This is a genomic window from Bacillus sp. FDAARGOS_1420 (assembly GCF_019344915.1).
Lineage (GTDB): Bacteria > Bacillota > Bacilli > Bacillales > Bacillaceae_G > Bacillus_A > Bacillus_A mycoides.
The window spans coordinates 235736-257027 of sequence record NZ_JAHWJB010000002.1 but is presented as its reverse complement, the minus strand read 5'-3'; the positions used below and the strand labels follow the sequence as shown (position 1 = coordinate 257027).

The window sequence follows — 21292 nt, the reverse complement described above, 5'->3', positions numbered from 1 at the left end:
AAAAAACAGGTACAAACATATAGTTAAACTATAGCTAAAATCATTTTAGGATAATATGCACTCATCTTCTCTCTAAGTTTTTCAACTTCCTCTTTATTTAAAGCCGTATACTCTCCATACAAATTGAGAGCGTCCGCTCCATTTTCATGCAAGTAGACTGTAACATATAATGTCGGCAATCCTTTATTGTCCCCATCTATCGACAAGACAAGATCTGGCGTTTTACAAACGGTACTAAACGTTTCATTTCTTTTCCATTTCTTATTTTGAAACATAGTTTGTATATCATCTATCTTTCGTTTTTTATCTGTATGCGTATAATATATGACATTATCCTTCGCTGGCTTTCCAATAGACAAAGTCGTACGGTTTGAAGAAGTTTCATCGTTACAAGCTGTCATTCCGACGACGAAGCTGAGCAGTAATACAACATACATTACCCTCTTCATTTCAATCCGCCTCCTTTTGAATATATATATGCCTTTATGAGGGGCAAATGTCCTGTGATTTTATGGTATATGAAATTATATCGGCGATTTTTCGAATATATCGAACGTAACTCGAAATATATCAGCGATTTTCCAAATATATCGACCGTAACTCAACTTATATCAGCGATTTTTAAAATATATCGACTTATCGACAAAACGCAACAATCTACGCAAAAAAGAGGCTGCCCGTTACGGCAGCCTCCCTCATTTTTAGAAGAATAAATGTAAGAAATCTTCTGTTGTAATATTACCGAAGTAGCGTACGATATCTACGCCTTCTAAAGCTACAGTGAATGTATCTTTATCAAATTGTACGCCTGTTAGACGCTCTTCAATGTCATGAACATCTAGTGATCCGAAGAAGTCACCGTAAATTTTACATTCTGTTACTGTTCCTTTTTTCACTTCAAGACGAACGTCAACTTGTCCAACTGGGAAGCGGTGTGAATGTTGTAAGTTGAACTTCGGAGATTTTCCGTAGTTCCAATCCCAATTTTGGTAGCGCTCTTCAGAAAGTTTATGGATTTCTTTCCAATCATTTTCTGTTAATTCGTACGTTGGAATTTCTGTTTCTCCTTCGAAAATTGTTTCTAGAAGAAGTTGTCTAAACTCTTCTGTCGTCATTTTTTCGTTTAAGAACTCTGTAATATTCGCAACGCGGCTACGGATTGATTTAATGCCTTTTGATTGAATTTTATCCATTTTCACTTTAAGTGCTGATACAACGTGATCGATTTCAGAGTCAAATAGTAACGTACCGTGACTAAACATACGACCTTTCGTTGAGAACTGCGCGTTACCTGAAATTTTTCTACCTTCAGCTAAAATATCGTTACGACCACTTAGTTCTGCATTTACGCCTAATTTACCAAGCGCTTTCGTTACAGGCTCTGTGAACTTTTTGAAGTTGCTGAAACTATCTCCGTCATCTTTCGTAATAAAGCTGAAGTTTAAGTTTCCTAAATCATGATATACTGCGCCTCCGCCTGATAGACGACGAACGACATGAATACCTTGTTCTTTTACGTAATCTGCATTAATTTCTTCTACTGTGTTTTGGTTTTTACCAATGATAATTGAAGGTTCGTTAATGTAGAACAATAAATATGTTTCGTTAATATCTAAATTCTTCACACAATATTCTTCAATCGCTAAGTTTATTCTAGGATCTGTAATCCCTTTATTATCAATAAATAACATCGTATCACCTCATGAATTCCAAACGTAGCCACTATGCGCAAGCGTAATATGGCCCCTGAAAATTTGTTTTACTTCTGTTACTAAATCAGATGGGTTGCCTGTATGCGGTAAATGCGTTAATAAAAGTTCTTTTACATTTGCATCTTTCGCAATACTTGCTACTTCTGTACTATTCATATGCCCTGCTTTTGCAGCCTCTTGATGTGCATACATATTACACTCACAAATGAAAAGATCAGCATCTTTTGTGAATGGAATAAATTCAGGAATATAACTGGAATCAGCGCTGTATACAACAACATCATCGCCAGCTATAATACGCATCGCAAAGCATGTAACAGGATGAACAGTTTTTAAGAATGAAATGGAGAACGGTCCAATTTGAAGTGTTTCTTCTGGATTGTACGCGATTCCTTTCGTATGCGGTTCATGCGTTAAAGAATGGAATCCATTCTCATCAAACGTATGACCGTATATTGGTAACTCCGGTAGTTGTCCTTTTGTCACACTCGTAATTAATCTTGCATATTGCAGCACCCCAATGTCTGCAACATGATCGTGATGATAGTGCGACAGTACAACTGCATCTATATGAGATGGTGTTATATATTTTTGAAGCTGTGCTAGTACACCACTACCACAGTCGACAAGTAAACGAAAACCATCGTGTTCAAACAAATACCCCGACGTTGCTTCTCCCGCTTCTGGAAAGCCGCCCCAAAAGCCGACAACAGTCATCTTCATATGTATCCATCCTTTCTAAAACCGCGTAGGAATGCCGTTTTTCTCCGTACTTGAGAAAGTTTTTTACTTACATCCTACATTGTTAACTATAATCCATTTCCTAAACTTTTTCATTAATTTTCACTTTTGTTATAAAACAGTTGTTGACTTTTGTTTTTTGTACTAATACAATGATAGTAAGAAATGGAAATGGAGGGATTGACATGATCGATCAACCAATGGAGTTTTTCCGAAATTTACCGACGAAAACTTGTGCTCATTGCGGGAAGGAAATTGATGAGCAGCACGAAGCATACCATAACAAATGTGACGATTGCGTTCACGAAGAATAGTAGTTTGTAAACATAAAAAAACCTAGCAGACATAGTCTACTAGGCTAATAACATCTTATCCTTCATCGTTGAACCTTTCACCAAGAGCTCCAGTTCAAACTCATATAATTCTTTTTGTCGATAATTTTTCGTATGGATTTTATCCATCATTAAGTCGACAACTTTTCGGGCCATCTCGTCGATTGGTTGTTCAATTGTCGTAATACCTGGCTCTGTAATCTGCGCTAAAATTTGATTATCAAAACCGATCACAGCGAGATCTTCTGGAATACTCCAACCATGGCGTTTCGCCTCTGAGATAATTCCAGCTGCAACCTCGTCGCCTCCTGCCAAAATCGCGGTAGGATTTTTTTTGTCCTTTAATACTTCATTGAATATTCGTTTTCCATCATCCCAAGAGAAAGCGTTTTCAAGAAAATCGATCGCTTCCACTTCTCTACTCTTTTCAGTAATAGCGCGTAAAAAGCCCATTTTTCGCTGTTGGCTCACTACTTTCGTTTCGTTGCCACGGCAAAAAATCAGATTACGATATCCTTGTTCTAATACATGATTGGCAGCTATGTATGCACCCTGTGCATGATCGAACTTCACTGTTGGAACATTTGCTTCCTCAATATATTCATTACATAACACGATTGGACCGTGTTGCAAGTATGGCTCCACATTCTCCCATGGATTTTCTAGTGAACATAGAATAATCCCATCTACTTGTTTCGTAGATAATAATTGTAAATACTCCATCTCTTTTTCCGGTAAATATCTTGTTTGACAAATAATCAGTTTATATTTATGTTCAGAAGCAGCAATCTCGATTGCTTCAATAAATCTACTAAAAAAAGGATTTGTAATCCTTGGAACAAGCACCGCAATTGTTTCTGTTTTTTGTTTACGAAGCCTTCTCGCCGCAGAATTAGGAACGAAGCCTAAATGCTTCATTGCTAATTGAACCCTTTTCTTCTTCTCATCTGAAACATATGGATGATTATTGATCACCCTAGAAACCGTTGTCCTTGATAACCCCGCTAATTTCGCCACGTCCTCGATAGTCGACACGAAATTTCCCCCTTTGCATGAAAACGTTTTCTTATCCTGATTATATAGTATATTATTGGAAACTGCAATATAGGTTCTTATGATTTTACTATATTAATATTATACATAGGGAAAAGTCTGTTAATGGCAGGGAATTACACACTACTTTTAGAATTTCACAATAAGAATATTTATAAAATAAAGGATGATATTTCATGAATCGGACGGATCGTTTATTAGCTATATTAATTGAATTACAAAGAAAACAAACTGTCACAGCACAAAGCTTAGCTGAAAAATTCGAGACAAGTATACGCACTATTTATCGAGATATGGACGCACTCAGCGAATCCGGTGTTCCCATTTTTTCAATGCCTGGTCACGGCTATTCATTAATGGATGGTTATTTCTTACCACCCATTCAGCTTACGCCAGAAGAGGCCGTTACTCTTTTATTGGGCGGTGATTATATTGAGAAAGCTTTCACCTCTTCTTTTTCTGTACATGCGCAATCAGCAAAAGAGAAACTTGAGATAGTCCTCCCTACTGATCAACAAAAGAAAATTGAGGAATTGCGAGGAACTTTCCGTTTCCTTTCTCCTATATTTTCAAACCAGCAAGCCGAGCAAGAAAAACTAGAGAGCCAACTTTTCTTGTTACAAGAAGCTATTCAAAGAGAGCAATCTATCTCTTTTTCGTATCGTAAACCGAGAGAAGCTACAAAAACAAAACGTACCGTTCATCCTTACGGTTTAGTCAACATTTCTGGAATTTGGTACATCGTTTCTCATTGTTTACTGCGAAAACAAATACGTAATTTTCGCTTAGACCGTATGGATACATTACAGCAAGAACAAGAATTTTTTACAAAACCGAAGGACTTTTCTTTACAAGACTATCAACCTGAAAACAATCGTACTGTTACGATCCATTTATTATTCCCAGCCCACATTGCACATAAAATTATTGAATCACGATACTTTTTTATAGATTCATACGAGCATAAAGATAATGATTTTCACGTCTTTTTGAAATCAAGAAGCATAGACGAAGTATTTCAATGGGTATTAAGCTGGGGAAGCCAAGTGCAAGTACTAGAGCCAAAAATTCTTTCTGAGAAAATATATGATGAAGTAAAAAAAATGTTAAAACTTTAATTTTTCATTTTACTACTGACATAATGTTGTCAGCATCCCTCCTTTATTGTAGGTATTAACAAATACATTTTCTTAAAAAGGGGATAACAATATGAACAGTACTGTTATGTTAGAGAAATTCGAAAGTTTAGCAACGTATTATGTGAAGGAATTAGACAAATATACGATTGAACAATTTAGAAAAAAACCTTCTGAAGAAGAATGGTCGCTCGGTCAAATGTATAACCATCTGCTAGCTGCTGCATATATGCAATTAGATGCAATCGAGAAATGTAAAACTGAAACACCATCTGTAGCTAACAAAAAAACGGATATGGGTGAAAAAGTATATATAATGGGGGCTTTTCCTGACATACAAATAAAAGTGCCAGATTATCCGGGATATACACCCGAAAATCGAACTACTAAAGAAGAAGTACAAGAACATTTTCTGGAGTTAATTACAATTGTTAAAGACATTAAACCAACACTTACTTCTATTCCAAATGATTGTAAAGTAGAGCATCCTGGGCTTGGTTACTTAAATGCGACAGAGTGGTTCCAGCTTATTTCTATGCATTTTGCACATCATCTTCGTCAGAAAGAAAGATTGGAGATAAAAGTTTTAGTGTAAAGAATGATAAAAGGTGGTTTGTCCATATCCAAACCACCTTTTTCATACAAGCTTATAATTATACTTCCCACCTATCCTTACGCTTTAGATATTTCCTGCATAAACCCAGCCATGCTCGCTAATAAACTAGTGAAAACGAAAAGTACAATAATAAGAGGGATAAGTTTGTCTTTATTTAAATTCGTTATCGTTTTTAAACCTATTCCTAATAAAACGTAATACCAAATATTAAATATATCTATTCTTTGAGCAATTGTATGCAAGATCATATTATCTGTCGCTATTGCACCTAAACCTGTATAAGATATCTCATACCCACTTAGAGAAAATGCAATTAATCCGTTTAAAATCATCCCTAATCTTAATACAAACGAAGCATAAATGATTATTGGGAATGTTTCTTTATAGTTAATATCAACTCCAAAGAAAATCATAATGTTCTTATAGAATATAGGTGCAAAAAGTATAGCTACGATTCCACTGACTGCTGAAAATCCAAATGTAGTAAAGAAAGTTATGTATTTCGGAGCAGTAAATCCCGTTTTATCATGAAACATACTGAGTGCAGGATTATTTAAAGAATTCCAAGACATTAAGGCACTTGAAATTATAATAAGCACAATTAAAAGAGCTAACGGGAAAAATATATTTCTTTGATTCTTCATCCTTTTGAATTGTAGTGTTGGTGAAGTGAATATCCCAATAATCGATGGTTTTCCCGAAATCTCTTCATGCATAAGACTACTAGCTTGCAAGAAAATTCCCCTTCCTTATTACACTTATAACTCCTCCCACTTCGTCCACACTTCTCTCCCGTTTATATGGTACATATTATCCTCACGATCCATAAATCCATGCACTATGAATTCTCGTCTAATCGTACAAAAATCATCATGATATTGTTTTATGAATGTATTAATTTCTTTTTCTGTATATTGATTTTCAGCGTTTAACTTGCTCACTAAATACTCTAACAATACTAGTTTTTTCTTCTTTTGACCTGGAATCGATTTTAAACGATCCTCTTTATCGAAAAAATTGCGAATGGTCGTATCACGAAATTTCATTTGGCTTTCGGTCATTTTGTTGTCCTCCATCAGTTTTTATGTAATAAAACTTTATTGTTTGTCCTTACTATTTTTCTTCATTCTTTTACTTACAACATCCATAAAGTAATACCCAATCATTAACACGTAGTAGAATGTAAGTATTCCAAATGTATCTTTCATACTTGTATATTCTTCTTTATGAAACAAGATAGGTGAAAGGGTGAAAACAAGAAAGAAGATTAGCGGATATAAGATAAAATAGTAAGTAAGGTTTCCTTTCATCGTATCATCTCCTCTATTCTAGTTTTCTCTGTAAATTGTTGTAATTCCTTTTCTTTTGTTTAGACTGCAATCAGAAGTTAAAAGCAATAGCTCCAAAGACAAATTGTTTGAGCCTCTAGAATAGCCGAATTAATGAAGAAAATAAAAAATCTATTTTCTAAAACATTGGTGTTATTGCAAAGGACTTTTGTATTATAAATGTATAGTAAAAAATTTATAGGAGTATAAGTAAATAGAATACGAAATTGTTGATGACGGAAAAATCCCAAGAAACATTCATTTCCATTTATGAAGAGGTTCAAATTTCGAGTTAGTTTTAAATATAATGAATGGAGAATACATAATGGACAATTTATTTAATCAAATTGCAACTTTTTTTAACATATCATTACCTCAAGAAATGATGAATGCTTTCAAAAATCCAATCTATTTGCAGCACAAGAATGACTTTTTAATACGCTTATTATCCTTTGAAGAAGCCATGGAAGTGTATTTATACCTACATGAAGATGTTACTATTTCAGAAGTTTTCCCATTATGGACAGATGATAACTCCAATTATGTAGGTGTTTACATGTTAGGGCCGCTATCAGGCAGAGTTTGTTTTATAGACCATGAAGAAATGGATTTGTCCCCAGTATATCCTAATGTACAAACGTTAATAAACACTCTATTAGAAAGTCCTGAAGTCGATTGGTATGAACTTCCAAAATATTATCCTTGTTCCAAAGAAAATACGGATGAATTGCAAATACAGCAAGATGTACACACCATTAAAGAATTGAAAAACCTTCTTAAACAACCTGAATTAACTGAAGAAAAAAGAGCTCACTATTTATTTTTAATTATGGCTTTAACTCCTTACGCGCAATTGCATGAAATACTTCCCCTCTTGGACGACCCGGATATGTGGGTACAAGAGAGAGCGGCTGAAATTCTAGGTTTCCATAGATACGTACCAGCTAGCGAAAAACTAAATTGGGTTAAAGAACATGGACAACATAACGGGAAATTGGCAGCTGAATTAGCATTAAAAAGAATAAAAATGGAATTAAAGAACTAAAATAAAAAGAAACACTAACATAGTAGACTGACCTATACAAACGATAAGTTAAAATAAAAAAGCACCGAAAAGGTGCTTTTTTTCTACGCTTCAATCGATTGATTCTCAGCAATATTTTTAAACTGTCGTTTGTGCATCCAAGTTAATGAAGCAATTGTTCCAAGTGATAATAAAACGATAAAGATCATTAATATCCCTATATTTTGCCACATGAAGTTAAAGTCTCCGCTTGATACGACTGCTTTCAATCCTGATACAGAATATGTCATCGGTAACCAAGCATTGAATGGTTGTAAATACTTTGGGATCAACTCTAGCGGGAATGTTCCAGCACTTGTTGTAAGCTGAATAATTAATGTGATGATTGCGATGAAACGCCCTGCATCACCGAATGCTGTTACTAAACATTGAATTAATGAAATAAACGCTAAGCTCGTAACAATACTAAAGAGTATAAAATATGGAATACTTTGTACTTCTACACCTAACCAGAATAGTAATATGACATCTGCTACTATTGCTTGAATAATACCGACTGATAGTAAAACACCAAACTTACTAATAAACCAGCTGAATCCTGATTTCGGAACGCCGACTGTATCGCGTAATGGGTATACGATAGATAATAGTAATGCCCCAACGAATAAACCGAGTGATAAGAAATACGGTGTGAATCCTGTTCCGTAGTTTGGAACTTCCGCCATTTTCTCCGTCTTCACTTTTACAGGGCTTGCAAACATATCATACGTTTTATCCGTTCCTTTCACTTCACCAGTTTTCTCTGCCCCTTCGCCAAGTTTCTCAGCAAGTTCACCTGAACCATCATTTACTTTTACGAGGCCATCTGTTACTTTCCCTGATCCATCTGCTAGTTTATTTACTCCGTCGATTAGCTGGGTTGAGCCAGTGGACATTTTATTTAGGCCACCATTTAGAGTACCTAAGCCAGTTGTTACTTGACTTGAGCCATCTGCTAATTTAGTTACTCCTACTGATAATGTGCCTAAACCACCTGTTACTTGACTTGAACCGTCCGCTAATTGATTTATTCCACCTGCCATTTGGTTTGCTCTTACAGATAACGTACCTAAACCGCCTGTTACTTGGTTTGAGCCATCTGCTAATTGATTTGCTCCTGCAGATAATTGACCTAATCCAGCTGTCACTTTTCCGGATCCGCTTTGTAATTGCGTTACTCCATCAATTAATTGAACCGATCCATCTTTTAATTTATCAGCACCTATTTTTACTTTATCTAATCCCTCACCAAACCCATGAAACTTACTAACAAATTCATTTTGTGCGTAAGTTAGTTTCTCAACACCAACTGCCAGAGTTTTCACCCCTGCTGGATTTGGTAATTTGTTTTGCAATCCATTTGTTGTTTGATGTATTTCGCCTGTTAATTGTTTTACTTCTTCATTTAATTTATTTGTTCCACCTGCTACTCCGGCAGCTTTTTGCTGAACTGTCGCTGTACTTTTTACAGCACTTGTTATGAATGGTTGTAACTGCTCTTGATATTCTTTTGGTAAACTTTCAATTTGCTTTTGTAAATTCGCTACCTCTTGCGCTGCATTTTTGGCATCTCCTGCTGTTGATTGTGTAAGTTCATTTAACTGATTTACATTCGCCCCAGCTCCATCTATTTTCTCATTTACTGTATTTAATATAGAAGGAACTTTCGACTGCATTTCCTCTAAGCCTGCGGCAGACTTTTGTACGTTACTATTTAACTCTTGCAATCCCTTTTGAATTTCTTGAGAACCTTCCTCTAATTGACTTTGCCTTTCAGCAAGTTTTCCCATACCATTTGATAGGTCAGTTGTTCCTGTTTGTAATTCACCAGATTTACTTACTAGTTTGTTCAAGCCACCAGTCACTTTCTCAGATCCATCACGCAATTCACCCGTTTTGCTATTTAACGTATTTAAACCGTTCGTTACTTTTCCTGATCCGTCTACTAATTTTCCTATACCTGTCTGCATTTCACCTGTTTTGCCATTTAGCGCATTTAAACCGTCTGTTACTTTTCCTGATCCATCTTGTAATTTTCCTATACCCGTTTTGCTATTTAATGTATTTAAACCTGCTGTCACTTTCTCGGATCCATCTTGTAATTTATTAGATCCATCTGCTAATTTCCCAACTCCATCTTTCATCTCTCCAGATTTCCCTTGAAGTGTATGGAGTCCATCCGTCACTTTACTTGATCCATCATGCAACTCACTAGCTCCATCATGTAACTTATTCGCTCCGTCCGCTCCATCTGCTAATCCTTTTGAGACGTCTTTAATGGAATCAAACATTTTCTCTGCATATGTTTTCGTTAACGTACTTGATACTTCACCTTTAATTTTTTCAATGGCTGTTCCGCCAATTTGTGAAGATAAGAAGTTCAAGCTTTCGTTTGGAATGTATTCTAAGTTTAATGGTTTGGGATCATCTTTTAATAACGTTGTAGCATTACTTGAGAAGTCATCTGGAATGCGTACTAACATGTAATACTTTCTACCTTCCATTCCTTTTTTCGCTTCTTTTTCACTTACAAATTCCCATTTGAAACTTGTATTATCTTTTAAGTTATCAACGAGCCGATACGATAAACTTAACTAAATCTATACAATTCAATCAAATTTACACAAGTTAGTGCTTCAAAGTGTTCTCGCAACCCCAAAGGGACGAGGGGTATAACACTCCACACGAGGCAGTATCGTTACCTCCTATTATCAAGCATTTATTTTACCCATCTTGATAAATTTATCGCAGCATTTAAATCTCTATCGTGGTGGCTATTGCATGAAGCACAACGCCACTCACGTATTTTTAAACTCCACTGTCCTTCTAGTTGAACTAAATGGTCGTATTTAACTCCGCAACATGAGCAAATCTTGCTTGAGGCGAACCATTTATCAGCTTTTACATACTCGATGCCATATTTCTCACACTTGTATGACAAACATTGAAAGAAGAAGTTTAATTTTTGAAATGAAAATGCTTTCGATAGTTTTTTGTTTTTTAACAGGTTTGAGATAGATAAGTCTTCCACAACAATCCTCATTGGTTTGGTTTTCACCAACTTAGCTGTTGCTTGATGGATATGGTTATTTCGGATATTCATAATTTTCCTAGATAACCGCAGGTGCTCCGCTTTCGCTTTTTCATATCCGGCAGATTGAATTTTTACACCTTTTTTAAATCTCCTAGACATATCTCTTTGCGCTGACTTTTTCCTTTTCAAAAGTTTTTTAACCTTAGCATCTTTATTTATATTTCGTTCTTTCATACCATTAGAAGCCACAAACAGCTCTTTTAAACCAACATCCACACCAATCGACTCATTCGTTAGCTCTTGTAATTCAAAGTCTTCTTGGAACCCTACACTAATCCACCAGTGACGACCGTCAAAGGTAACTCTTGGATTGGATGGCTTTTTGTTTCTTGGTAGTTGTTGGCTTGTTTTCACTTCTCCAATAGACTGAATATGAACTACTTTCTTTCCTATAATCAGTCTTTCATAATTGGCATAAAATCCTTGGATTAAATCTTTTTTGGATTTATAAGAAGTGTGATAACCATTTTGGTACTTTTCGAACGAATTTTTTCGCGCTTTGTCAAAATCTTTTGAAGCCTGTTTGGGAACTTGTGCGTTGATATTTTTTAACCACTCATATTACTTTCGCTTCTTGATCTTTGTAAATCGTTTCTGTAAAGCTAACTGTGAAACAGATTTTCCAAATAGCTTATAGTATCTATCACTCATTCTTTTACAATAGTTATAAGCAAATCTTGCAGCTCCAGCATGGTTTCTAAGCACTTTTTCTTGTTCAGGCGTTGGAATCAGTCTGACTTTCTTCGCTAATATCATCAGAATTTAACTTCTTTAATGAAAGATTTGTTCTTCTGAATAGTAGCGTGTTCCACCAGCATTCTCCTAAGACTACCAGGATACAAACCTGTTAATTCCGATACTTGACTAACTCGTGAAAATTTCATTATTATTCTCACCTCATTGAACCAAACATAGCACGTACGTTCGATAAATTCAATAAAGTTTGATAGATTCAATAAAATTTATCTTGTTCAACTAAGGGCGCAATTCCTTAGCCAGTTCTCTTATGAACTTCTCATGTTTTCACATGAGCGCAGACTATATGTTTATCTACTTAGAGATAGAGGATTTTTCCACCACCATAGGCTTGTGATGTACTCTCGTCAGTTATACGAGATAGTCGTTGAACGTTCATCTTATCCATTTTGACTTAGATGATTCGAGGCGGAAGACCCATTGTTCTAGTGTTTAGGATTTAACCTTGCACCATCTGATTGATTTTTTCTGCTTTCGCGACATTCACGCTCGCCATTTCTAGCCACGTTGTAGTTCAATCAGCTTTAGGGATTGCCCGCAGTTAACCCTCACTACTAGCCAATCACTTGACTAGCAGGGCTTACTGATATATTTAATTAACTTTAGTTTTAATTGGTTAAATAAATCGTAACAGTTAATTACCCTTTTCCGACCTCAATTGGTTTCCCATCAAATACTGCACCTTTATCTAAATTGACTACCGCTACTGGCAAATCATCTAACTGTTTATACGGATCCCAAAAGGCCCATAAAAACATACCTGCATATAAAATCGGTACAAATAAAACCGCAATGATTGGGATTAATATTTTTTTACTTTTTATAATCTCTGCAAATTCTTTACTAAGCAACTTATGCCATTTCATAATTTATCCCCCTTTTCAAAAATGACCAAAATGTATTTTTAGTCATTTTTACCCAAATAAAAAGGCTATATCTGTTCATACATATGCCTTATCCCCGAATTTATACTATGCACATTTTCATCTACATGATTATATTTAACCATCCTCCTTATACGATTGACCAATTTGTTCAATTGGTCAATTTTTATAATATTAAAAGGATTATCTTAATTTGACAATCCTTTTAGTAAATAAAGTTCGAATAATTCCGATATTTTTTCTTTTTCTAACGGTTCATGATTTTTTTCCCAATCAAAAATAAGCGATACGTATAAGCGAAGCATAATAAATGCTGTAATTTCTGGATCACATTTGCTAATTTCACCTTTTTCAATCGCAATCTTTAAATACGATTGAATGACAGAAACGATTTCCACATCTACTTGTTGCATCACTTCTTGTACTTCTTTCGTTCCCATATCACGCTCTTCTTGAATTAACTTAATCATGAGCTGATGTTCTTTTCTGAATTCTAATATGCTATATAATGCTCTATGTACATTTTCAAAAAATGAAATATCTGAACGAATTGCATTTTCTGCAACTTGCTTCATCTCTGTAATTAAATTAGAAATAATTTCACCAAATAGTTCTTCTTTATTTTTGAAAAAAGTATAAATTGTTCCTTTTCCTACATTCGCTAACTTCGCAACTTGATCCATCGTTGTTGCTTTATAACCGAACGCTGAAAAAGACTTTGTTGCAGCTTCAATAATAGAACGTTTTCGATCTATCGCCACATCGTCACCTCCAAAAATGACCAATTGGATAATATAGTCAATCAGTACATCTTTGATATTACCACACGCTTACATTCTATACAAGTTCTCTTTTTTATTATTCCCAGTATAAAAAAATTCCAGTCAATCTATATAATACTGTCATAGTGTATCAGAAAAAAAGGAGAAAGGAAAAGATGTTCTTCAGATATAATTTTTATGAATAACTTTTTCTTATTTCAGTTTAGAAAGCTTAATTTTGTCTAAACTAGAATTCAATATGTCCTTCCTTTTCCTTTCACTCTGACAATTTTCTTCTACAGTTAAACCTTACCTAACAACAACAAAATTCCTCTTTTTCTAATAAACAAATAAAAAAACAAGAAAATCCTTACATTTAATAGTAATATAGAAAGTAGACAGATTTATAAAAATAGTGGAGGCTTTTTCAGTCATGATGCGTGCGCTTCGTTTAAATATAAGGCAAGCTTTTTGTAATCGTGTTTCTTTAATTATTATGTTTAGTGGATTAGCTCTTATTTCTATTTATCATTATTATTATGTAATTCGTTATTTAGGAGACGCAACGAATGGGGCTATAGCAACTGCATTTAAATGGATCGGGTTTCGTAATAATGAAATGGATATTTATTTATTATTAATGCCTGTTATTGCAAGTTTACCATTTAGTACGAGTTATAATTCCGATAAATCCGATGGTTTCAAAACTTTTATAAGTAAGGAAATTTCCCTATTCTCGTATTCCTTTACAAAGTATATCGTTACATTTTTCTGCGGTGGATTTCTTTATACTTTACCGTTCATTCTTTCTTTATTACTTTGCAAATTAACAATTCCAAATGGAGATCCAACTGTCGGTACTAGCATGATAAATGGCAACGGAATGTTCGCAGAGTTATATTTCTCTTCTCCCATCACTTATGTTTATCTATATATTGGGATTAATTTTTTATTCGCTGGTTTAATGGCCCTCTTAGGTTTAGCAGCGTCCACATGGTCACAAAAGGATTACATGGCACTTCTATTCCCATTGGCAGTTACTTCCATTCCCTTCGTCCTGCTAAATACAATATTCCCTACAATAGGCGGAGCACCTATTCACTTATATGATCCAAAACAGCCATTACACGGGATGTCACCATACATTTTACAATGTACATTTTTCTTCCTTGTCAGCTTATTTATGTACATAAAAGGATTACAACGGGACAAAAAAAGATATATGAGAAGACTTCAAAAACGAGATCGATGTAGAAAAGCTTTTCAGCCATTGTAAAAACCTAATTTCCTCACGTTATCTTAGAAATTAGGTTTTTTTATTCATTTACGGCGTACCAGCCAATCCCCACAAAATAACAACAGCCGCAAAATAAATTGCTTTAATAGCTACCACTAAACATAATGCAATAATTGCATATTTACTTAATTCTCTTCTTGCACCGATTAAAGTAAAAATAATCGCCAAACTAAACGTTATATAGGAAGTTGCGGTATTTATTAAGTAATACATACTATCTAGATTCTGTGTAAGCCCTGTTACATCAGCTACAAATTGGAGCATGACGATCGTACTAAAAAAAATTGCAAGCTGATTCATTAATTTCCCGTTTATTCGGGCTACCATATGTCTACACCTCCTCGTATTAAAGAATGAATATTCAATCTATTTTATCATGAGAATTCCTAATAATGTAAAAGAACGCTTAGTATATTTCTAAGCGTTCTTTCTCGACTATTTAAGAAGCCTTCTTCAAATCAATTTGAACAAGTACTGGATCGTGGTCACTTACACGTCCATGTTCTTTCATAATGTTTGAGTTTAAGTGTACAGGGTCTACAATTGTGTGCGGTGCGATGTTGTTTGTTACTAAAATATGATCTAGCACTTGTGCATTACCTTCATGAATGTACGTGTAGCGGTTCTCTTTCGGCACTGTGTTTAACATATCTTTTAATATCGTTCCCTCTAGTGCTTCTAAAGGTTTAGAGAATTCAAAGTCATTCATATCACCTAATACAACAACTGGTGCATTTGTATTCTTTTTCTGAATACCTTGTACGAAATGATTCACTTCTTGTGCTAATTGAACTCGTTTTTCTTCACTCTTTAATACGAGCGGCTGCACTTTTCCAAATGGCGTTGCATCTCCTAGTTTTGAGTTTAAGTGATTTGCAACAACAACAACGTTTTGTCCTTGGAACGTAAATTCTGCCGCTAACGGTTTACGTGTACTTTCAAATAAAGGATTTTCGTCTCCAATACGAACTACATTTTTATCTAGTAACTTCGGTACTGTCGCTAATTTCACACGAGATGGGTTATAGAAGAAACCGACGCGAATATTCGCTCCAGGTGCCCCGCCGTCTTGATTGTTGTTCGGCGCAATTTCTACATACTCATACTTCGGTCCACGAATTTCTAATACAGCATCAATGATACGTTTTGCGCTTAAAGATGCATCAGTCGTACCGTCATTGATTGATCCATTATTATCTTGCATCTCTTGGACGCCGATAATATCAGGCATTTTTAAATTATATTTAATAGAATAAGCTAACGCTTTTACTTTTTCATCTGTTGTTTCTTTTTTGTTCGCTGAGAAGTTTTCAATGTTATATGTAGCAACTGTTAACTTATCAAGACGCGGCTGAATATTTGCCCCTACTTGCTTAAATCCGCCGTCCACTACAGATGGTAATTCCGTTACTGGCGAAATACGGAACGAACCGTAGTCATATCCTACTACGCCTGTTATATCTCCAGTGAACGTATCGCCTACTTTCGCGACATAATCACGAGGTACTTTTACAGAAAGGCGCTCTGGATTTAATTGCTCTTTATCTAATAAAGGTGTACCATACTTCGTTACTACTTTATCTCCGCCATTTTTTACTGTTACATATAAATTACCGTTTTTCTGCGGAGCGATAATTTTTGGCGTTGGCATCGTAACGCGCATGCCTTCTACACTTTCATAAAAGTCGATTGCATCTTCATTTGGATCAAATAGACCGAATGCATCATTATCGATAATTTGATCAGGGATTTTTACACCGTTTTCTCCTAATACAATCGGCGCTGGTAAAGGTTGATCTTTTGCGATTACTGCAACGCGACTCGCCTTAATTTCCGTCGTCGTTAAGTCTGTTTCAAATCGCTCTGCATATCCAGGCCCAACATATTCTTCTACTTCTCCATCAACTTGGACAAGATCTCCTATTGCTACATTCGTATCTTTTTTGTATACGTAAATACCTTCAGAAGTAGCTGGATCATTATCCGGCTGATTATCTTCTATATAAAAACCATTTTTATCAAGCGCTGTGACAACGCCTTCCACATTGTTTACTTTCTTCCCATTGTAAGGAGAAATATGTGATTTCCCTTGAATATCATGAATACGAACTGGTTCATTTGTTACGATAATAAATGAAAATGTTGAAACTGCTGAAGAAGTAAGCCCTTCTTTTTCTGCGATTGCTTTCACTACACTATTTTCATTCACTACAATTTGTCCGTTATAACGAACACTTTTATTTGTAGGATTAGAGCCATCCAACGTATAGTAGATTGTTGCTCCTTCTGTATTCGTTGTTAATGTTACCGCTGTTCCTTTTGCAACTTCCCCACCATTTGGTGATGCCACTACATCGCTAACGCGGTTTTGTTCTTCTCCTTGAAACTTATGAGCTGTTACTGATTTTAAACCTGGGCTACCGAAATATAACTCAAGCGTCCCTGTCAACCTAACTTTCTTCCCGATATTTTCAGGATGGTCTTTCACATTTACTGCCGATCTCACATCGCCTTTTGGCAATTGAACAGGCATGATTTTGTCTGGATTCGTTTCGTTTGGCGAATCGGCAATTGCCACGTTTGTGTCGTCAAACTTAGCCGGATCTTTCGTGTATTTAGAAGGACTTTGCGTATACCCAACGATATATCCTTCCACTATCCCCTTCGTTTTCCCTTGCTGCTTAAATACTTGAATTGCTTTCTCTACTGACATAGAAGTAGTTTCTTCCGCCTGCGCTAAAGTTCCAGTAAATGAAAGCAATAGCAATAATGATAAAAAGATACTTAACAATTTCTTCACAGCCATTTTCCTCTCCCTAATTCATATTTTCTCAGCATTTCTATCATATCAAATGATTCGTTATATAGAACTATATTTCGACAAGTTTTACACAAAATTTATTTAATTTACAAGTTTTCAAACTATAATACAAAATAACTTATATAGCTTTATTGACTAAAGGTATTTTATCCAATAAACAAAACGCCTTCAATATAATTGAAGGCGTTTTGTTTGAAATATTTTAATGTGCGACTAATTCAGTCTCCATTACTTTCTCTAAATGAGTTAGCACACACTTTGCAGCTCTCTCACCTTGCTCAATACAAGCCGGAAGACCAGAACCAGCGTAAGAACTACCTGCCAAATACACACCTGGCAATTCTTCCTCCATAAATGTTGTGAGCTTTTTCATTCGCTCTTTATGGCCTACTGTATATTGAGGCATCGCTTCTTTCCAGCGGCTTACAATTGTAAACTCTGGATCCTCTGTAATATCCATTGTCTTTTGTAAGTCTTCGAGTACGAGCTGCACAATTTCTTCGTCAGTTTGTTCAACAATCGCTTCATCACCTGGGCGTCCGACGTAACAGCGAAGAAGCGTTTTTCCTTCTGGCGTTGTATGTGGCCATTTTTTATGTGTCCACGTACACGCTGTAATCGTGTAATCACTATTTCTTGATACGACAAATCCGGTACCTTCAATATCACGCTGAATTGCAGACTTTGGGAAAGCAAGTGCCACGTTTGCAACTGATGTAGACGGAATGTTACGGAAGAAACGAAACTGCTTATACTGCGCAAACATAGATGGCAATACTTTATGCGGCGTCGCAACTACAATCGCGTCTGCTTCCATTTCTTTTCCGTTACTAAGCGTAATCGTATAACTATCACCAAGTTTTGCAACCTTTTCGATACGAGTTCCCTTCATTACCATATCATTAGGAATCTTCGCTTCAAGAGATTCTACTATAGATTCTAAACCGGTTTTCACAGTTTTAAAGATTCCTTTTTTCAATTCAGCCTTCTCTTGCTTTGGAGCGAGCGTACGCATACCGAGTGAAATACTACGGTGCTCCTGTTCAATTTGATAAATTTGAGGGAATGTTGACATTAAACTCATTTCATCAATATCCCCTGCATAAATACCAGATAATAATGGCTCAATTAAATTTTCAACGACTTCATTTCCAAGGCGATGCCTGAAAAACTGCCCGAGTGATTGATCAGAAACTGGTTTTGATCTAGGCATTAATAAGTCAAAACCAGCTCTTAGTTTACCAATTGGGGAGAACAATCCGGAAAATAGAAACGGCGTAATTTGCGTTGGAATTCCCATCATTGAACCGCTCGGCATTTTATGTAACCGATTGTTTACGAGAACGAACGATTGACCGGCCTTATTATTTACAAGTTCAGCATCAAGTCCTAATTCTTTCACTAACTTAGCTGCGCTCTTTTTTCTTGCTAAGAAAGAATCAGGGCCACGCTCAATTGTAAATCCATCTTTTTGAACGGTTTGAATTTTCCCGCCAAGTTTACCAGACGCTTCTATAAGCAATGCATCTATCGGCAAGTTTTTTTCACGAATTTCTTTTTGTAAGTTATACATTGTTGTCAATCCTGTGATGCCACCGCCGATGATCACAACTTTTTTCCTCAAGTAAGCTCCCCCTTTCTACTTACATTACAGATTCTTTTTTCTTTAATACAACATCTGCTAAACAGTCGATAAATGCGTCCGATGCGTTTGGCATTTCGGGACGATAATATTTCGCGCCAATTTCATCCGTTACAACTTTACACTCAAAGTCATTGTCATATAAAACTTCTAAATGTTCCGCAACAAATCCAACTGGTGCATATACGAATGAATTGTAGCCGTGCTTTTCATTTAATTCTCTCGTTAAATCTTGTACATCTGGACCAATCCAAGGATCTGGTGTATTTCCGGCACTTTGCCAGCCAACTGCATAATTTGCTACTTCAGCACCACGTGCAATATAGTCAGCTGTTTCGTTTAATTGATCTGGATATGGATCGCCAAGTGCGATAATTTTTTCTGGTAAGCTATGTGCAGATACGATTAACACTGCTTTTTCACGTTCTGCTTCTGACATACCGTTATATATACCTTTCACTGCATCGACCCAATACTGAATAAATTTCGGTTCTTTGTACCAGCTATCGATGCCGTGAATTGTTAAGTTCCCAAGTTTTCCTGCTTCTTCTTGCGCTCGTCCTACATACGACTTCACGCTAAAAGTAGAATAGTGAGGGGCAAGAACGAGTGCAATTGCATCTTCTATTCCATCTTTATGCATAGCTTGTACTGCATCTTCAATGAACGGTTCAATATGTTTTAAACCAAGATACATGTGGTACTCTACTTCATCTTGAACTTCATTTAAACGCGTTTCTAACTTTTTAGCTTGCTCTAATGTAATAGTAGCTAAAGGAGAAATACCACCAATTGCACGGTAACGCTCTGTTAAATCTTCTAGCATTTCAGGACTTGGCTTTCTTCCTCTGCGAATATGTGTATAGTAACGTTCAATATCTTCTTCTTTATATGGCGTTCCGTATGCCATTACAAGCAAACCAATTTTCTTTTTCATACAGACAATCTCCTTTACTTCGCTAACTGTTCTTTAGAGTACTCATGAATAAATGTAGTTAAGCGTTTTAATGTATCTGGATTTACTTCTGGGAATACGCCGTGACCTAAGTTAAAGATATAACCTGGCTGCTTCATCCCTTGATCTAAAATACCTTTTACATGTTCTTCAATAACAGGCCAAGGTGCTAATAAGAATGAAGGATCCATATTTCCTTGTACCGCCTTCTGAACACCACGTGCGCGTGCTTCTTCGATCGGTAAGCGCCAATCTAAACCTACTACATCAAGCGGTAAGTCGTGCCATTCATTCACTAAATGTGCAGCACCTACGCCGTGCATAATCATTGGAACACCCACCTTACGAACTTCTGCAAAAATACGCTCCATCGCTGGTTTAATAAATATGCGGTAATCCGCTACATTTACTGCTCCAACCCAAGAATCGAAAATTTGAACCGCTTTTGCTCCTGCATTAATTTGCGCTTTCAAATATGTAATAACCATATCTGCAAGCTTATCCATTAAAGCGAACCAAGCTTTCGGCTCTGCATACATAAACGCTTTCGTATTATGATAATTACGAGAAGGACCGCCTTCAATCATATAGCTCGCTAACGTAAATGGAGCTCCTGAAAAACCGATTAACGGTACATCTAACATTTCTGTCGTTAATAAACGAATTGTATCTAGTATGTAAGGTACGTCATCTTCTGGATTGATTTCCCCTAATTTTTCTACGTCTTGTAAAGAACGGATTGGATTATCGATAACTGGACCAATGCCAGATTTAATTTCCACATCAACACCAATTGCAGGTAGTGGTGACATAATATCTTTATAAAGAATTGCTGCGTCTACGTTATATTGATCAACTGGCAACTTTGTAACGTAAGCGCACAACTCTGGATTATGTGTAATTTCAAATAAAGAATAGTTCTCTTTTATCTTTCTATATTCCGGCTGTGAACGACCTGCTTGACGCATATACCATGCTGGTACATACTCTGTACGTTCCCCCCTACATGCTTTTAAAAATGTCTCATTTATAGTTCTTACCAAGACCCTAGCTCCCTTCCTTACCAATGCTTTTTCTTTAAATATGCTCTATTCCGATATT

The 21292-nt window shown here is 35.9% G+C and carries 19 protein-coding genes and 3 pseudogenes; 5 read left to right on the top strand and 17 right to left on the bottom strand.

Annotation, left to right across the window (positions count from 1 at the left end; all coding sequences use genetic code 11):
* Nucleotides 1–23: 23 nt before the first annotated feature.
* The 3 genes from I6L50_RS11525 to I6L50_RS11515 all read right to left on the bottom strand — a co-directional run bounded on the left by I6L50_RS11525 (nt 24) and on the right by I6L50_RS11515 (nt 2435).
* Entirely contained in the window at nt 24–449 is a 426-nt protein-coding gene (locus tag I6L50_RS11525; RefSeq protein WP_219301561.1) for a hypothetical protein, read from the bottom strand.
* Between the two features lie 252 nt (nt 450–701).
* Nucleotides 702–1691, bottom strand: a complete 990-nt coding sequence (lplA, locus tag I6L50_RS11520; protein ID WP_219301560.1) for a lipoate--protein ligase — start codon at nt 1689–1691, stop codon at nt 702–704.
* Nucleotides 1692–1700: 9 nt separating this feature from the next.
* Nucleotides 1701–2435, bottom strand: a complete 735-nt coding sequence (locus I6L50_RS11515; RefSeq protein ID WP_219301558.1) for an MBL fold metallo-hydrolase — start codon at nt 2433–2435, stop codon at nt 1701–1703.
* A 203-nt stretch (nt 2436–2638) separates the two neighbouring features.
* Between I6L50_RS11515 and yhfH the strand changes: the two genes are divergently transcribed.
* Nucleotides 2639–2767: a protein YhfH gene (gene yhfH / locus I6L50_RS11510; RefSeq protein WP_000567010.1), complete on the top strand. Its 129-nt coding sequence runs from the start codon at nt 2639–2641 to the stop codon at nt 2765–2767.
* A 39-nt stretch (nt 2768–2806) separates the two neighbouring features.
* Here the strand turns inward: yhfH and I6L50_RS11505 are convergent, their stop codons facing one another.
* Nucleotides 2807–3820 (bottom strand): LacI family DNA-binding transcriptional regulator, encoded by a 1014-nt coding sequence (locus I6L50_RS11505; RefSeq protein ID WP_098167236.1) that lies wholly within the window; start codon nt 3818–3820, stop codon nt 2807–2809.
* Between the two features lie 194 nt (nt 3821–4014).
* Between I6L50_RS11505 and I6L50_RS11500 the strand changes: the two genes are divergently transcribed.
* A complete protein-coding gene (locus I6L50_RS11500) occupies nt 4015–4956 on the top strand; it encodes a helix-turn-helix transcriptional regulator (RefSeq protein WP_219301556.1) in 942 nt (313 codons plus the stop codon).
* A 91-nt stretch (nt 4957–5047) separates the two neighbouring features.
* Nucleotides 5048–5569, top strand: coding sequence for a DinB family protein (locus I6L50_RS11495; protein WP_219301554.1), 522 nt, complete (start codon nt 5048–5050; stop codon nt 5567–5569).
* Nucleotides 5570–5646: 77 nt separating this feature from the next.
* On the opposite strand, the gene yknW is transcribed toward I6L50_RS11495, so the two are convergent.
* From yknW to I6L50_RS11480, 3 genes are read right to left on the bottom strand one after another with little or no spacing between them, the layout of a single operon-like run.
* A complete protein-coding gene (yknW, locus tag I6L50_RS11490) occupies nt 5647–6324 on the bottom strand; it encodes a YknW family membrane protein (RefSeq protein WP_219301552.1) in 678 nt (225 codons plus the stop codon).
* Nucleotides 6325–6348: 24 nt separating this feature from the next.
* On the bottom strand, nt 6349–6651 hold the full coding sequence (locus I6L50_RS11485) for a DUF2087 domain-containing protein (protein ID WP_219301550.1): 303 nt from the start codon (nt 6649–6651) through the stop codon (nt 6349–6351).
* A gap of 36 nt (nt 6652–6687) precedes the next feature.
* On the bottom strand, nt 6688–6900 hold the full coding sequence (locus I6L50_RS11480) for a hypothetical protein (protein WP_088038801.1): 213 nt from the start codon (nt 6898–6900) through the stop codon (nt 6688–6690).
* Nucleotides 6901–7243: 343 nt separating this feature from the next.
* Between I6L50_RS11480 and I6L50_RS11475 the strand changes: the two genes are divergently transcribed.
* Nucleotides 7244–7963 (top strand): hypothetical protein, encoded by a 720-nt coding sequence (locus tag I6L50_RS11475; protein WP_257475384.1) that lies wholly within the window; start codon nt 7244–7246, stop codon nt 7961–7963.
* A gap of 83 nt (nt 7964–8046) precedes the next feature.
* Here the strand turns inward: I6L50_RS11475 and I6L50_RS11470 are convergent.
* The 5 genes and pseudogenes from I6L50_RS11470 to I6L50_RS11455 all read right to left on the bottom strand — a co-directional run.
* Nucleotides 8047–10557, bottom strand: a pseudogene (locus tag I6L50_RS11470) (YhgE/Pip family protein); the annotation flags it as partial.
* Between the two features lie 143 nt (nt 10558–10700).
* Nucleotides 10701–11831: pseudogene (locus I6L50_RS11465) on the bottom strand (RNA-guided endonuclease InsQ/TnpB family protein).
* The gene (locus I6L50_RS34805; protein ID WP_257475345.1) at nt 11831–11959 is read right to left on the bottom strand and encodes a hypothetical protein; all 129 of its coding nucleotides are present in this window, start codon (nt 11957–11959) and stop codon (nt 11831–11833) included. The pseudogene I6L50_RS11465 and the gene I6L50_RS34805 overlap by 1 nt, the downstream one beginning before the upstream one ends.
* A gap of 513 nt (nt 11960–12472) precedes the next feature.
* Nucleotides 12473–12697: pseudogene (locus tag I6L50_RS11460) on the bottom strand (YhgE/Pip domain-containing protein); the annotation flags it as partial.
* A gap of 206 nt (nt 12698–12903) precedes the next feature.
* Nucleotides 12904–13476, bottom strand: a complete 573-nt coding sequence (locus I6L50_RS11455) for a TetR/AcrR family transcriptional regulator (RefSeq protein ID WP_061688996.1) — start codon at nt 13474–13476, stop codon at nt 12904–12906.
* 433 nt (nt 13477–13909) lie between these two features.
* Between I6L50_RS11455 and I6L50_RS11450 the strand changes: the two genes are divergently transcribed.
* Nucleotides 13910–14752 (top strand): hypothetical protein, encoded by an 843-nt coding sequence (locus I6L50_RS11450; RefSeq protein ID WP_219301546.1) that lies wholly within the window; start codon nt 13910–13912, stop codon nt 14750–14752.
* A gap of 48 nt (nt 14753–14800) precedes the next feature.
* On the opposite strand, the gene I6L50_RS11445 is transcribed toward I6L50_RS11450, so the two are convergent.
* The 5 genes from I6L50_RS11445 to hemE all read right to left on the bottom strand — a co-directional run bounded on the left by I6L50_RS11445 (nt 14801) and on the right by hemE (nt 21234).
* The gene (locus I6L50_RS11445) at nt 14801–15100 is read right to left on the bottom strand and encodes a hypothetical protein (RefSeq protein WP_219301545.1); all 300 of its coding nucleotides are present in this window, start codon (nt 15098–15100) and stop codon (nt 14801–14803) included.
* A gap of 112 nt (nt 15101–15212) precedes the next feature.
* On the bottom strand, nt 15213–17579 hold the full coding sequence (locus tag I6L50_RS11440) for a DUF6359 domain-containing protein (protein WP_219301543.1): 2367 nt from the start codon (nt 17577–17579) through the stop codon (nt 15213–15215).
* Between the two features lie 217 nt (nt 17580–17796).
* Nucleotides 17797–19218, bottom strand: coding sequence for a protoporphyrinogen oxidase (gene hemY, locus I6L50_RS11435; protein ID WP_219301541.1), 1422 nt, complete (start codon nt 19216–19218; stop codon nt 17797–17799).
* 19 nt (nt 19219–19237) lie between these two features.
* A complete protein-coding gene (gene hemH, locus I6L50_RS11430; protein WP_113936582.1) occupies nt 19238–20173 on the bottom strand; it encodes a ferrochelatase in 936 nt (311 codons plus the stop codon).
* Nucleotides 20174–20187: 14 nt separating this feature from the next.
* Nucleotides 20188–21234, bottom strand: a complete 1047-nt coding sequence (gene hemE, locus I6L50_RS11425; RefSeq protein WP_219301539.1) for a uroporphyrinogen decarboxylase — start codon at nt 21232–21234, stop codon at nt 20188–20190.
* Nucleotides 21235–21292: the final 58 nt, after the last annotated feature.